Consider the following 14,146-nt stretch of genomic DNA (forward strand, 5'->3'; position numbering starts at 1 on the left):
ACCAGCCGTAGCTGGTTTCACTTGCTGCAGATCCGGTTTAATTTAAGACGGATAGCAGGGTCTCATCCAGACCTTCAGTACTAAGAATCTGCACAATGGCCTGACAATGATCCACCGTGAAATCATTGTCTTCAATTTGATCGTTCAGCATGGCACGACGACGTAGCACAATACCAGCCAGCATGGCGGAATCAAAATCATTGGATGCTTCAATCTTCGTTTGAAGTTTATTCAACCAGGGGTACAGTTGTGCTTCCGCCTGATAGGCCGATTGCCGCACTGCCGGATGAAAATCCTGGCAGGCATTTAGATTGAGTAAATAAAAGTTCAGATAACCCGCAACCGTCAGTAAGCGGTAATCCTTGGTCGAAGCATCCAACTGCCAGGAGCTGGCTGCAATTGCACTGAATACAATCGCTATCAAGCACTTTTTCATCCTACGTCATCCCTATCTTATTGCTGTAGATTCAATCTAAACAGAAACCGGCGTTTTTTCAACGTTGCCGACCAAATAAGCACATTTTTTTGCTGCCTTCCAGCCTGCCACTGTTACGATAAAAAACATTGTAAATTTATGAATACAAAAAAATTAACAGGTAAACACCCAATTTATTGCCATATTGTTTCCTTTGTCTAGTATGAAACCTGGTGCACCAATAAGGTGACACTAAAACATCAATTAAATTTAAAACAATAAATAATGATAACAACTACGGAGGAATTATGCGTTATCACTACAGTGGGATCTTTCTGGCACTCAGTGCACTCAGTACTCTGCCCGCCAGTCTACAGGCACAACAAAGGGAACAAGCAACGGATGTCGAGCGCATCCAGGTGACCGGTAGCCGGATACGGCAATCCGAACTGGAAGGACACAATCCGGTGCAAATATTGGACAGGGATTACATCGATCGCTCGGGCATGAGTTCGATCGGTGACTTACTGCAGTCCATTACAGCCTCTGGTTCAGCATTAAATACCCGCTTTAATTCCAGCGGAAACTTTGGTTTTCCACCCGACGGTGGTGGTGTTGGTGCCGGTGCCAGTACTGTAGACTTACGGCATCTGGGTACCCAGCGGGTGCTGGTCTTAGTCGACGGCCTGCGGTGGGTCAATGAAAGCTCTGCGTCGGGTGTTGGCGGCGTTGTTGATTTAAATACCATCCCAATGGCGATTGTTGATCGCATTGAAGTGCTGGAAGATGGTGCATCATCCATTTACGGCTCCGATGCCATTGCCGGCGTGGTCAATATCATTACCCGTCAATCACAAAACGGGGCAGCATTGAATGCACGCTTTGGGCAGTTTACCAAAGGGGATGGTGATCAAGGCCAGCTAGAGCTTAGCTTTGGCGGCGAGGTTGAACGGCACAGCTTTTTCATTGCGGCCAGCTTTTTTGACCAAAAAGCGGTAGCATCCAATACACGTGCCCAATCCAGCCTGCCCTACCCTGGTACGGGCAATGCGCTGGGTAGCGCGGCCATACCAGCAGGTTTGATCGATTTTATTGATCCGAACACCAACCAACGACAAGCGCTATTTCCTACCAGCAGCAGCCCAGCCTATGATCCAGCATTAACTGGCTGTGAGCGTAGCGATAATTTCAGCTGCTTTAGCGACGATGATCGCTTTAATTATGCCGAGTACAACTTGCTACAAACACCAAACAAACGCTCGTCATTATTCGCACAACAGCGTTACCAGCTAACAGCACAGACCCAGTGGTATCTTCGTGGTCTTTATAACCAACGCAAGAGCACCAACCAGGCCGCCGCAGAGCCACTCTTTATCGGCACGGCTAACCCTACCAATTTCTGGGCCGATAATCTGACCATTGCAGCCGACAACCCCTACAACCCCTTTGGTTTTGATTTGGTGGCTGGCGGTGAGGATCCAAACCTGCTGATGCTGGCTTACCGTCCGTTAGAGGGCGGCCCGCGCCGTTTTGAGCAAACCGTCGATACCTTTTATCTATCAACTGGTTTCAGTGGTGATTTTATTCACAGCGACCGTTGGTTTAACTGGGATATCAATGCCGCCTATAGTACCAACCGGGCCGAACAGCTTAACTTTGGCAGTTACAATGCCAGACGCTTGGCGACTGGTTTAGGCCCTATAGCCAACTGCCAGGCCGAAGCGGGCTGTGTCCCCCTGAACCTGTTTGGTGCCAATGCACTGACTCCGGACATGTTGACTTATATCCAACCAGTGGTGCGGGATAACAGTGAAAACACTCTGAATCTGTTCTCGGCCAACCTGAGCGGTGAGCTCGTCAGCTTACCTGCCGGCGAGCTGGCTTTTGCCACCGGCTGGGAGTACCGCAAATACCGCGGTAACTATCGCCCTGATGGCTTAACCGTAGCTGGTGAATACAATGGCGTCGTTTCCTCCCCCACCTCGGGAAGCTACCATGTTAATGAAGTCTATGCAGAACTCAGCATTCCTGTGTTGCGTGACCTGGCATTTGCCGACCAGTTGGATCTGAGCCTGGCAAGCCGTTTCTCGGATTATTCTACCTTTGGCAGCGAGCTAACCAGTAAAGCTGGCCTGCGCTGGCAACTATCGAGCCAACTGTTGTTACGGGGTAGCTGGGCTGAAGGATTTCGGGCACCTAATATTGGTGAATTATTTGGCTCTGCCAGTGGTTTCGATGCTGTACTGACCGATCCTTGCTCGGCACCAACTGATGCGGGCATTCAAGCCAATTGTGCTGCGCTGGGAGTCCCTGCCAGCTATGAACAACCCAACCCACAGATCGGCATCATCACAGGCGGTAACCGGGAGTTAGAACCGGAAACCTCTACCAGTAACAACTTCGGCTTGGTCTATAGCCCCGAGTTTGCCAGCCAAACCAGTTGGTCGGAGCGCCTGGATTTCAGTGTCAGCTGGTATCGGCACAAACTGAAAGGGGCGATTCAGGCATTGGATGCACAAACCCAGCTCAATCTTTGTGTACAAACCCTGCGTGATGATTTCTGTGGGGGTATTCAGCGCAATGCCTTAGGTGCCATTGATAACTTTAGCAATGCCCTGACCAACATCGGTAAAATCGACACCTCAGGTGTGGATTTTGACATCAGCTGGCTGCAGCCAGCCACCGACTATGGCCAACTCCGGGTCGACTGGCGCACCACCATGATGAATTATCATCGGGTATTTGATGCCAACAATGAGCGTCAACCAAGAACCGTGGCTGTGGAAGTAAACAACAGTGGTATTCCCCGTTTTAGCAGCAACCTGAACTTTAACTGGGGCAACGACATCCTCAATGCCAGCTGGACCATGCGTTACCTGAGTGAATTAACAGAAAGTTGTGGCCGCGCTGCCAGCTTTGCCGTTTGCCAAAATCGTCCGGAAACAGGCAAAAACCGCCTTGGCTCTGTGGTCTACCATGATGTGCAATTTAGCTGGCAGACGGATGAGCTACTCAGTGGTTTGCAGGTTGTGATTGGACTGAACAACCTGTTTGGCAAAGAGCCACCTATTTGCCTATCCTGTACCCTGAATGGTTATGATCCTTCCAATTACGAGATGCCTGGCAGCCGTTTCTGGTACTTGCAAACCAGGCTTCAATTCTAAAGCCTGTTCACATCGGGGGCTCGCGCCCCCTTTATCGTTTTACAGCCGATCAAACACCGAGCCCATATCCGGGCTGAAAATTTTCTGGTACAACTTAATGGCATAGCTATCCGTCATGCCAGCTACATAGTCACAAATTACGCGATCTTGCTGGGCTGTCTGCTGATAACGCGCCAACACCACAGGCGGCAACAACCGCTCCGGATTATCCCTAAGCACCGCAAACAGTTTCATCACCAGTTGCTGTCCTTTGTATTCCAGGGTTTGCACCTCTGGCCGGCGGATCACATGTTTGTAAACAAAGTCTTTTAAGATTTGCAACGGCGCGCTGGCTTCCGCCGATAACTGCACCTGCAGATCCAGCAAAGGCGTCGCAAAACGCTGCTGTCTGACAATGGATATTTCCGGCAAAAAATAACCGATCAACCGGCTGATGGCATGCTTACGATCGGTGCTCGACTCAGAAAACAACTTACGATTGTAGAAGTCCAACGCTTTTGAAATCACATCATTGCCACTGAGTTTATTCAGCACATCCTCTTGCCAGGCCCGCTCTGTGACCAAACGCAATGCCAACACATCCTCCAGATCGTGCACCCCGTAAGAGATATCATCGGCCAGCTCCATAATGGCGGTATCAAAACCTTTGAAACAAGCCTTGGGCCTACTGCCTTCAGTGTTGATGCTGCGAAACAACTGTGCATCTTCAGGCGGCAAAGCAGACAGTACCCAGGCCAGCACGCTGTCATCATCATCATGAATGCACTTAGGGGGCTTGTAGCTGTCAATGTTGCTGCTGCACTCAGCCAGTTCGATCGGGTAGCAAGCCACGTCACGATGCAACACCGGGTACTTGAGTACACCCAACATGGTACGCCGGGTTAAATCCAGGCCATGCTGGGGAGAGTACTCCCCAAGGTGGGCCATAATGCGCAAAGTCTGGCCATTGCCTTCAAAGCCACCCTTTGCATGCATGTAGTAATTCAGCGCTACCTCTCCACCATGACCAAAAGGTGGATGTCCCATATCGTGCGCCAGACAGATTGCTTCAATCTGGCTCAGGCTTGGCAACCATTCCAGATAATCGGCATGATCCGCATAGCGTTCGCGCAACTGCTCACAAATACCAGAGCCAATCTGGGCAACCTCCAGCGAGTGTGTTAATCGCGTGCGATAAAAGTCATGCTCGCCAACACCAAGCACCTGGGTTTTAGCCTGCAGGCGTCGAAAAGCTTCCGAATGAATAATACGGGCACGATCACGTTGCGCGTCCTTATCTGCAGAATTTGAATTAAAAGCTTTCGGTGCATTGCCGTGCTGATAACTGCGCCTGCTCTCCCACATCTTGTCTTCCTGTCATTGGTCAACGGATGATGCCTAATCTACCACCAGATGCGGCAACAAACAAAAAGCGGCCAATGGCTGGACATTGGCCACCAACAACTGTATAAATAGACAGTTCGTTATCATCAACCTATCTAAGGAGACAAGATGGCGGTTATCGTCAAGTACGTGGTCGAGCGAAACGGAGAAGAAAAGATGACTTTTAGCTCAAAAGCAGAAGCAGATGCCTACGATAAAATGTTGGATATTGCAGATGAGTTAACCGAATTTCTCGAGCACAGCACTCTCATCCCTGAGCAGGCAACCCAGGAAGCTTTGGCCTTGTATCTGGCACAACATAAGGATGAGCTGATAAGCCTGCTAAGCAATAAACGCAAAGCAGCACCCACCAAAACAAAAGCCACGCCAAGCTCACCGGCAACGACCGCCAAAGAGCAGGCAGCCTAAGCTTTTCCCCTCTTGCCCTGTATAAACTAACACCTGTTGGTGTTGGTTTAGACGTCATTTTTATGCTGGATAGGCTATGCTTGCCACCATACAGGCAGTATTTTATAGGGTAAATCAGCAGTTATGCCCTGTAATGTCATGGCCAAAGTAGCGATTAAACCAACATCTACTGTGTATTTTTCTTTAGAATACCAGCCATACGTCACGAAAAACTGCAGTCGTGTTGCAAGCGTCTGCGCCGCAGAATGAAAGGACCAAGCTATGCTATTTCATGGTGACCTGACCACCGATTGCCCCATCAGACAAAAAATCCGTGATTTTTACCGCATTGATGAGAACGAAGTCATCAACCATATCCTGCCGCTGGCCGAGGTGGGTGTAAAAGCCCGCAGCCGAGCCTGGGAGCGGGCACGACAAATTGTGCACAACATCCGTAAAGATCAGGATGGCCAGGGCGGTATTGATGCCTTATTGAATGAGTTTTCCCTCTCCAGTGAGGAAGGAGTGGTATTGATGTGTCTGGCCGAAGCCCTGTTACGGGTGCCGGATAAACGTACTCAGGACTTGCTGATCCGCGACAAGCTGGCCAAAGGCGATTGGAGCTCACATCTCGGTAGCAGCGACTCCTTATTTGTCAATGCATCCTCCTGGGGCCTGCTGGTCACCGGCAAGATGGTAAATTACAGCGATAAAACCAAGGCTCAGCAATTTGGCATCCTGAAAAAAACCATTGGTCGCCTTGGTGAGCCAGTGATCCGCAAGTCGGTCAACTTTGCCATGAAAATCATGGGCAAGCAGTTTGTGATGGGCCAAACCATTGAAGACGCCATTGAACGAGCCGCGGACAAAGAGCAAAAAGGCTACGTCTACTCGTACGACATGCTGGGCGAAGGGGCCCGCACCATGAAGGATGCCGACTTTTACTACCAAAACTACCTGGACGCAACCCATGCCATTGGCAAAGCTGCCAATGGCCGGGGGCCCATTAAAAGTCCGGGAATTTCCGTTAAGTTGTCCGCCATCCATCCGCGCTATGAGTTCAGCCACCGCGATCGGGTGATGAATGAGTTGGTACCCAAGTTAAAAGCTCTGGCTTTGATCGCCAAACAGTACGACATTGGTTTTACCGTGGATGCCGAAGAAGCCGATCGGTTGGATATGTCACTGGATGTAATTGAAGCCGTCTTCAGTGACGATGCACTGGGTGATTGGAATGGCTTTGGTTTAGCAGTTCAGGCCTATCAAAAGCGGGCTATTTTCGTTATTGAATGGGTCACGGAGCTGGCCCGCAGAGTGGGCCGTAAACTGATGGTCCGTCTGGTAAAAGGAGCCTACTGGGATACTGAAATTAAAACAACCCAGCAGCTTGGTTTAGCGCATTTTCCGGTCTTTACCCGCAAAGCGACCACCGATGTTTGCTACAAAGCCTGCGCAATAAAGTTGCTGGAAGCCCGCGATGTGCTCTACCCGCAATTTGCCACCCATAATGCCTACACTGCAGCCACTATTCTGGAAGTAGCGAAAGGCAATAATGTCGGCTTTGAGTTCCAGCGCCTGCATGGTATGGGAGAATCGCTGTTCGATCAAATTGTGCAAGAAGAAAAAATTCAGTGCCGCGTTTACGCACCTGTTGGTCAACACGAAAACTTGCTGGCCTATCTGGTGCGGCGTTTGCTGGAAAATGGCGCTAACTCGTCTTTTGTTAACGCTATTGTGGATACCAGCAAGCCGGTAGAAGCTCTGCTGCCCGACCCGGTTGAAACCCTGCAAGGCCTGCGCAATAAGCATAATAACCAGATTAGAATGCCCATCGATTTGTACGGAGCGGAGCGTGCCAACTCCAAAGGCATGGATCTGACCGATATCAATACCATCACGCCCTTTAAAGAGAACCTGGCGCGCTGGTTTGAAGAACACCGTATTGATGCCAGCCAGCTAGCTGAAGATGCTTTGCCGGTAAAAAACCCCGCCAATCACCAGGAAGTGATAGGTTCTGTCCGGCTGCACAGCGCGGATGAAATGCAGGCTTTGCTTGCCAATGCCGAAGCTGCCTTTCAAAGCTGGTCTGCCACGGATGTTAAAGAACGGGCCAACCTATTGCGCCGTATTGCTGATATTCTGGAGCGGCATCATGATGAGTTGGTAGCACTTTGCATCAAAGAAGCAGGTAAAGTTGCCCAGGATGGGATCGATGAAGTGCGGGAAGCCGTTGACTTTTGTCGCTACTACGCAGCCAGGGCTGAAGAGCTGGCTACCGATGAGCGCTTTGAAGCACGGGGCGTTATTCTGTGTATCAGCCCCTGGAACTTCCCGCTGGCGATTTTCCTGGGGCAGGTTGCTGCTGCCATCGTTACCGGTAATACGGTGATAGCAAAACCGGCCGAGCAAACCAGCCTGATTGCACTGCGAACCATAGAATTGATGCTGTCAGTTGGTATGCCAGAGCACGTTGTCCAGCCGGTGATTGCCCGCGGCAGTGAGGTGGGGAAAGTGATAGTGCCCGATCCCCGGATTCAGGCTGTAATGTTTACCGGCTCCACCGAGACAGGGACCATTATTTCGCAAACACTGGCTGCCCGTAGCGATACGCAAGTGCCACTGATAGCCGAAACCGGCGGTCAAAACTGCATGATTGTCGATTCCACCGCCCTGCCGGAACAGGTGGTAGATGATGTGATTAGCTCCGGTTTCCAAAGTGCAGGTCAGCGCTGCTCTGCACTGCGGGTGCTGTTTATCCAGGATGATGTGGCCGATAGCATTATTGCCATGCTGATAGGAGCTTTGAAAGAGCTTAATGTCGGCGATCCGTCTTTATTATCGACCGATATTGGCCCAGTCATTGATGCCAAGGCATTAAAAAGCCTGACCGAGCATGTCAATGACCTGCAAGACAAAGCCAAGTTGCTTTACCAATGCCCTATCCCGGACAACACCACCAATGGCGCCTTCTTTTTTGCTCCCCGCTTGTATGAAATTAAGGACTTGTCTGTCCTGAAGCGGGAAGTATTTGGTCCTTGCGTGCACATCATTCGATACAAAGCCAATGAGCTGGACCAGGTGATTGATCAAATCAATGGTACCGGCTACGGACTTACCATGGGTGTGCACTCACGGATTGAAGACCGTTGCGAATACCTGGCCAGGATGTCACGGGCTGGTAATGTTTATATCAACCGCAATATGATTGGTGCCATTGTCGGCGTGCAACCTTTTGGTGGCCGTGGTTTATCCGGTACTGGCCCCAAAGCCGGCGGCCCGAACTACCTGCAGCGACTGGTGAAAGAGAAAGCCTCACCGGATAATGTACAAATGACCAGCCTGACTCCAGACGAGCTGGACTTGCACCATACCGAGGATGCGGATGAGCAGGTAGCTATTCTGATGGCAAACTCGCTGCGTGATGAAAAAATCTGGCGCTCCACCCCCTTGAATGACCGGGTTTCCGCTGTTCGCCAGCTTTTAGCAAAAATCGCGACGGTAGATATAATCGACGAGCTGGCGGATGATCTGGCCATGACGCTGGCCGATGCCCGCGCACAGCTCAACCGGTTGGAAAAACACATGCGCAAGTCTATCACCTTGCCAGGACCGACCGGCGAATCGAATACTCTGCATATTGAACCTCGTGGTTGTGTGGTCTGCTATGCCGATAAGAGTACTTCTTTTAACTTCTGGGCGATATCTATTATCACCGCCCTTGCGGCCGGTAATACAGTCATCACTGTTGCATCAGAATTGTTTTACGAAGAAGCCGTTGCCTTTAAAGACAAGTTTATCGCCACCGGTGTTGCTGAGGGCGTCTTTCAGGTTGCCAGGCCCAATCAGTTGCAAGCTATTTTGGCCCACCCACACCTGGCAGGGGCTGTGGTTGCCGCCCGCTCCTCACGCTTGGGCTACTTCAGCCAGCAACTGGCTCAACGCCAGGGTGCCATTTTGCCGGTGATCAGTGCCGAATATTACGATACTTTGATCAAACGCCTGGTCACAGAAAAGACCATCAGCATCGATACCACTGCATCCGGTGGTAATACCTCGCTGATGACGCTGGTAGAAGATGAAGAGTAAAGGCTACCACTAGCCTCTCTCAGCTAGCCGGACATGCTTTGATGGTCCGGCTTTTTTACACCAAGGTAGCCACAAAGCCATAGTCCGTAGACTTTCTGCGGCCAGCAGCACCCAACCAGCATGGGCTTTATGCCTTTATTTTGTTAACCTTGCTAAAAAATAACAACAATCATTGGAGTTTATACCTGCATGAAATACACCCTGCCCTTGATTACAGCTGCGCTGTTAACCGCCTGCAGTGGAGGCCAATCCATTACCGATGCATCCCAACACCACAACAGCCAAAGTCCACACAATCTAAGCTACCCAGAGACCAATCGCGGCTCAGTGGTAGACCACTACTTTGGCCGGCAAGTCGCCGATCCATACCGCTGGCTGGAAGATGATCGCAGCAGCGAAACCGAAGCCTGGGTAAAAGCCCAGAATGAACTGACCTTCGCTTATCTGGAACACATCCCTTATCGAAGCAACATCCGACAACGCCTGCAGGACTCCTGGAACTTTGAACGCTTAGGTGCTCCTTTTCAGGAAGGAGACTATACCTATTTTTACCGCAACGATGGCCTGCAAAACCAGTTTGTGCTCTACCGGCAAAAAGATGGTAGTGAACCAGAAGTGTTTCTCGATCCCAACACATTCAGTGCAGATGGCACCACCTCACTGGCTACGATTCGATTCTCCCGTGATGGCAGTCTGGCTGCTTATGCTATCTCCGAGGGCGGCAGCGACTGGCGTAAAATTATTGTAATCGATACCAAGACCGGCCAGCAAATCGGCGACGTACTGGTCGATATCAAATTCAGTGGTATCAGCTGGTTTGGTAATGAAGGCTTCTACTACTCCAGCTACGACAAGCCGGATGGCAGCGAGCTCTCTGCCATGACCGATCAGCACAAGTTGTACTACCACAAGCTTGGGACACCACAATCAGACGATCAGGTGATTTTTGGCGCTGCCGAAGCAGAGCAACACCGCTATGTCGGTGCCACCGTGACGGAAGATGATCGCTACTTGCTGGTCTCAGCAGCAGTATCTACCTCGGGCAATAAGCTTTTCATCAAAGATCTAACCAAACCAGCCGACGGCTTTACAGCGATTGTTGATACACCCACACACGATGTCAACTTCCTGACATCAAAAGGCGATCAACTGTTTTTAGTGACCAACCGTGATGCACCAAATCGCCGTGTGGTGGTTGCAAAAGCGGCCAAACCTCAGCCTGAATACTGGCAGGAACTGATCCCGCAAACCGAACATGTACTCCGAGCCTCTACCGGCGCCGGTTTCATCTTCGCCAATTACATTGTCGATGCTGTCGCTAAGGTAAAGCAGTTTGATTACGAGGGTAAACTGGTTCGCCAAATTGAACTGCCTGGCGTTGGCAGTGCCGGCGGTTTTAACGGCAAAACCGATGCTGAAACGCTTTATTTTAGCTTTACCAACTACATCAGCCCTGGCAGCATCTATCAACTGGATCCACACAGCGGTGAAACCGCTTTGTATAACCGACCAGACACCAGCTTCGATCCTGCCAACTACACTTCGGAGCAGGTATTTTACAGCTCGAAAGATGGCACCCGCATCCCAATGATCATCAGCTACCGTACTGATCTGCAGCGCGATGGCAACAACCCGACCATTCTGTACGGTTACGGTGGTTTTAATGTCAGCCTTACTCCCTCCTTCAGTGTTTCCAATGCGGTCTGGATGGATATGGGCGGTATTTATGCCGTCGCCAACATCCGTGGTGGCGGTGAGTATGGCAAAGACTGGCACGATGCAGGCCGTCAGATGAACCGGCAAAATGTGTTTGATGACTTTATTGCTGCCGCTGAATACCTGATTGACAGTAAGTACACCAGTGCCGAAAAGCTGGCGATTCGTGGTGGCTCCAATGGAGGCCTGCTGGTTGCTGCAGCTTCTACCCAGCGCCCTGAACTGTTCAAAGTCGCTATCCCGGCAGTTGGAGTGCTGGATATGCTGCGTTACCACACCTTTACTGCCGGCGCCGGCTGGGCATACGATTACGGTACCGCGGATCAAAGTGAGGCCATGTTCGAATACTTGCTTGGTTACTCGCCGGTACACAATGTGCGGGCAGGTGTGAATCATCCGGCTACCATGGTCACCACGGCTGATCATGATGATCGAGTGGTCCCTGCCCACTCGTTCAAGTACGTGGCAGAGCTGCAAGCCAAAGACGGTGGTAAGCACCCGCAACTGATCCGGGTAGATGTTAATGCCGGCCATGGTGCGGGTATGCCGGTATCGATGATCATCGATCAGGCCGCCGATGTATTTTCCTTTATCCTGTACAACATGGGGTATGAGGAACTACCGAAGCAATAACAGCGCACTCCGCCCGTAACAACGGCGCCCAAGGGCGCCGTCCTTCCGTTTGCTCCGATACCAACTGGTAACCACAACGTAAGTTCCGGTACAGCGGGACAGCGTGATACAATTTGGTGCTGGATCTAAAGCCGGCTTTACGGCATGCTAGCGCCCGCACTTTAACCATGCCGGAACACATAGCATGCTGTACCTTTGGGTCGTTACCCTGCTCTGGGCTTTTTCATTTTCGCTGATTGGGGTCTACCTGGCCGGTCAGGTGGATGCATATTTCTCGGTACTAAGCCGGGTCGTGCTGGCTGCGGTGGTGTTTTTGCCTTGGTTACTGCGCCATAAAGTTGCCCCGCACATAGCCGCTCAACTGATGGCTATTGGTGCCATTCAGCTTGGACTGATGTATCTGTTCTATTATCAGTCTTTTTTGCTGCTGAGTGTGCCCGAGGTGCTGGTGTTTACCATCTTCACGCCGGTCTACATTACTTTGCTGCATGATCTGCTGGAGGGACGCTTTCATCGCCGCTATTTGCTCAGCGCTGTGCTGGCCATCACTGGTGCTGCGGTGATGCGCTGGAACAGCCTGACAGACGATTTCTGGCTGGGCTTTCTGGTGGTGCAAGGAGCCAACCTCTGCTTTGCCAGCGGCCAGGTACTGTACAAATACCGGCTGGCACATTGGCCTGCCGCAACACAACCTGCGCAGCATACGATTTTTGGCTGGTTTTATCTAGGTGCTCTGCTGATTGCTCTGCCAGCCTGGCTGCTGCTCGGTACCCCTCAATACCCAACCACAGTATTGCAATGGAGCATCCTGCTCTGGCTGGGAGTAGTAGCATCCGGTCTGGGTTATTTTCTGTGGAACCTTGGAGCTACCAAGGTCAACAGCGGCCAGTTAGCAACCATGAACAATGTGCTGATCCCGGCAGGACTTATCGTCAATTTACTATTGTGGAACCGGGATACCGACTTACTGCGCCTGTCGGTAGGAGCAGGCATCATGCTACTGGCACTTTGGCTGGTCAGTTATCAGCGCCAGCCTGCTCAGCTCAGGTAGCAGCTTATGATAGGACCCGTATTGATTTTTGACTCTGGTGTAGGTGGTCTTTCCATTGCGCAGGCTTTAAGGCGGCATCACCCGGAGATGCCGCTCAGCTACTGCTGTGATAATGCCTGGTTACCTTACCCACCTGACAGATAGCTTTGCGCACCATGGCTTTCAAAGCACACAACGTTTGATCATCCCAGCTGATCACGAAAACTTACCTTGGTAGCCTTTCACTACCTACACTTTATGCTCAAGCAGCTCTCTTAAAGGCGCTGGTAAGATTTTTCGCAGTTTTTCAGTCAGCGACTTCTCATGCTTTTGCCATAGCACCCCCGCATAGATAATACCCAGACCGATCGCAGTCAGCGCTATTGGAAACAGCCAACTGTCTTTGAGTACATCGGATGCAAGGTAGCTCAGGTAAATAAAAACCCCCAAAGCGCCAAAAATCACAAAAACCCGACGAATCAGCATTACACCTACTCCTATCATCAACAGATTGATGCAGAAATAGAAAAACTTTGACCACTCATTATCCGAGTTTTGCAAGCTCAGTCCGCCCCAGAACGCTAACACACCGACAAGATACAACCAAAAAGCATAATCAGCTTTCCCCCTAGCTCGCAGATCAACCCAAAATGCCAAGGCGATGATGACTAACCCTGAGTACATTGAGACCAGCTTCCTTAATCTCCAGCTAAAATACTCATCTGAAATCAGTACCGTAATATCCATACTCAGATACCACAGAGTTACCGCAACAGGCATCAATAAAAAAGGGTATTTATAACGCCAGGCAACGATGGCTCCAATAGCTAAAGTGCCGAGCTCCATATAGAGCCAATTCCATTTGATGTAGCGATGGTAGTCCCGATACACGCTATCATCCGGCCAGAGCCCCAGCCACTGCTGCAGGCCATAGATAGCCAGTGGTGTTAAGCACACCATAAAAGTGGCACAGATACCTGCCGGAATAGCCAGCTGTTTCGCTGCAAAGTGGTTTGTAATAATAAGAGCTACTGCAGCGTACAAAACTGCGATAGATACAATGCCTGCACCACCAAAGCTTTCCCAGCCAAGAGTCATAAACAATGTCATGGCGCCGATGGCAATAAAGCCCCCGAAGTAATAAAGCACATGCGTGAAAGTAAAACGTGGGCTGTCTGCTGCGCTAGCTTGTAGAAAATCATACAGCTTCTCTGCTTGCTCAGATGAAATGATGTGTTGCTGCACGGCATCCGTTAATGATTTTTTGGTTATCTTCATGCTTTTTCTCGTCATCTGACTACTATGTCTAAAAAGGCTCTTGCATCAAGCAAT

General features: G+C 50.6%; 8 protein-coding genes and 1 pseudogene. 6 read left to right on the forward strand and 3 right to left on the reverse strand.

All coding sequences use genetic code 11. From position 1 onward, the window contains the following. Positions 1-37: 37 nt before the first annotated feature. Entirely contained in the window at positions 38-436 is a 399-nt protein-coding gene (locus ABC502_RS15420; protein WP_330087111.1) for a hypothetical protein, read from the reverse strand. 287 nt (positions 437-723) lie between these two features. On the opposite strand from ABC502_RS15420, the gene ABC502_RS15425 reads away from it, so the two are divergent. Further along, positions 724-3,579, forward strand: a complete 2,856-nt coding sequence (locus ABC502_RS15425) for a TonB-dependent receptor (protein WP_345916531.1) — start codon at positions 724-726, stop codon at positions 3,577-3,579. Positions 3,580-3,618: 39 nt separating this feature from the next. Here ABC502_RS15425 and ABC502_RS15430 read toward each other — a convergent pair whose 3' ends face one another. Beyond that, on the reverse strand, positions 3,619-4,923 hold the full coding sequence (locus ABC502_RS15430; RefSeq protein ID WP_345916532.1) for an anti-phage deoxyguanosine triphosphatase: 1,305 nt from the start codon (positions 4,921-4,923) through the stop codon (positions 3,619-3,621). A gap of 147 nt (positions 4,924-5,070) precedes the next feature. Here ABC502_RS15430 and ABC502_RS15435 point away from each other — a divergent pair, with 147 nt between their 5' ends. The 5 genes and pseudogenes from ABC502_RS15435 to ABC502_RS15455 form a co-directional block, all read left to right on the forward strand. Beyond that, positions 5,071-5,370 (forward strand): YebG family protein, encoded by a 300-nt coding sequence (locus ABC502_RS15435; protein ID WP_330087114.1) that lies wholly within the window; start codon positions 5,071-5,073, stop codon positions 5,368-5,370. Between the two features lie 261 nt (positions 5,371-5,631). Then, entirely contained in the window at positions 5,632-9,435 is a 3,804-nt protein-coding gene (gene putA / locus ABC502_RS15440; protein WP_345916533.1) for a bifunctional proline dehydrogenase/L-glutamate gamma-semialdehyde dehydrogenase PutA, read from the forward strand. A gap of 189 nt (positions 9,436-9,624) precedes the next feature. Next, complete coding sequence (locus ABC502_RS15445) at positions 9,625-11,784, forward strand: prolyl oligopeptidase family serine peptidase (RefSeq protein ID WP_330087116.1); 2,160 nt, start codon at positions 9,625-9,627, stop codon at positions 11,782-11,784. A 184-nt stretch (positions 11,785-11,968) separates the two neighbouring features. Then, positions 11,969-12,835, forward strand: coding sequence for an EamA family transporter (locus ABC502_RS15450; RefSeq protein WP_345916534.1), 867 nt, complete (start codon positions 11,969-11,971; stop codon positions 12,833-12,835). A 6-nt stretch (positions 12,836-12,841) separates the two neighbouring features. Further along, positions 12,842-12,964: pseudogene (locus ABC502_RS15455) on the forward strand (glutamate racemase); the annotation flags it as partial. Between the two features lie 99 nt (positions 12,965-13,063). On the opposite strand, the gene ABC502_RS15460 reads toward ABC502_RS15455, so the two are convergent. Beyond that, positions 13,064-14,092 carry a DUF2157 domain-containing protein gene (locus tag ABC502_RS15460; RefSeq protein WP_345916535.1) on the reverse strand — a complete coding sequence of 343 codons (1,029 nt, stop codon included), beginning with the start codon at positions 14,090-14,092 and terminating at the stop codon, positions 13,064-13,066. Positions 14,093-14,146 lie beyond the last annotated feature (54 nt).

Source organism: Alkalimonas sp. NCh-2 (genome assembly GCF_039631345.1).
Lineage (GTDB): Bacteria > Pseudomonadota > Gammaproteobacteria > Enterobacterales > Alteromonadaceae > Alkalimonas > Alkalimonas mucilaginosa.

Excerpts from the sequence above, each read along its gene's own strand:
- ABC502_RS15420 (WP_330087111.1), bottom strand. The coding sequence starts at position 436 with ATGAAAAAGTGCTTGATAGCGATTGTATTCAGTGCAATTGCAGCCAGC.
- ABC502_RS15425 (WP_345916531.1), top strand. The coding sequence starts at position 724 with ATGCGTTATCACTACAGTGGGATCTTTCTGGCACTCAGTGCACTCAGT.
- ABC502_RS15430 (WP_345916532.1), bottom strand. The coding sequence starts at position 4,923 with ATGTGGGAGAGCAGGCGCAGTTATCAGCACGGCAATGCACCGAAAGCT.
- ABC502_RS15435 (WP_330087114.1), top strand. The coding sequence starts at position 5,071 with ATGGCGGTTATCGTCAAGTACGTGGTCGAGCGAAACGGAGAAGAAAAG.
- putA (WP_345916533.1), top strand. The coding sequence starts at position 5,632 with ATGCTATTTCATGGTGACCTGACCACCGATTGCCCCATCAGACAAAAA.
- ABC502_RS15445 (WP_330087116.1), top strand. The coding sequence starts at position 9,625 with ATGAAATACACCCTGCCCTTGATTACAGCTGCGCTGTTAACCGCCTGC.
- ABC502_RS15450 (WP_345916534.1), top strand. The coding sequence starts at position 11,969 with ATGCTGTACCTTTGGGTCGTTACCCTGCTCTGGGCTTTTTCATTTTCG.
- ABC502_RS15460 (WP_345916535.1), bottom strand. The coding sequence starts at position 14,092 with ATGAAGATAACCAAAAAATCATTAACGGATGCCGTGCAGCAACACATC.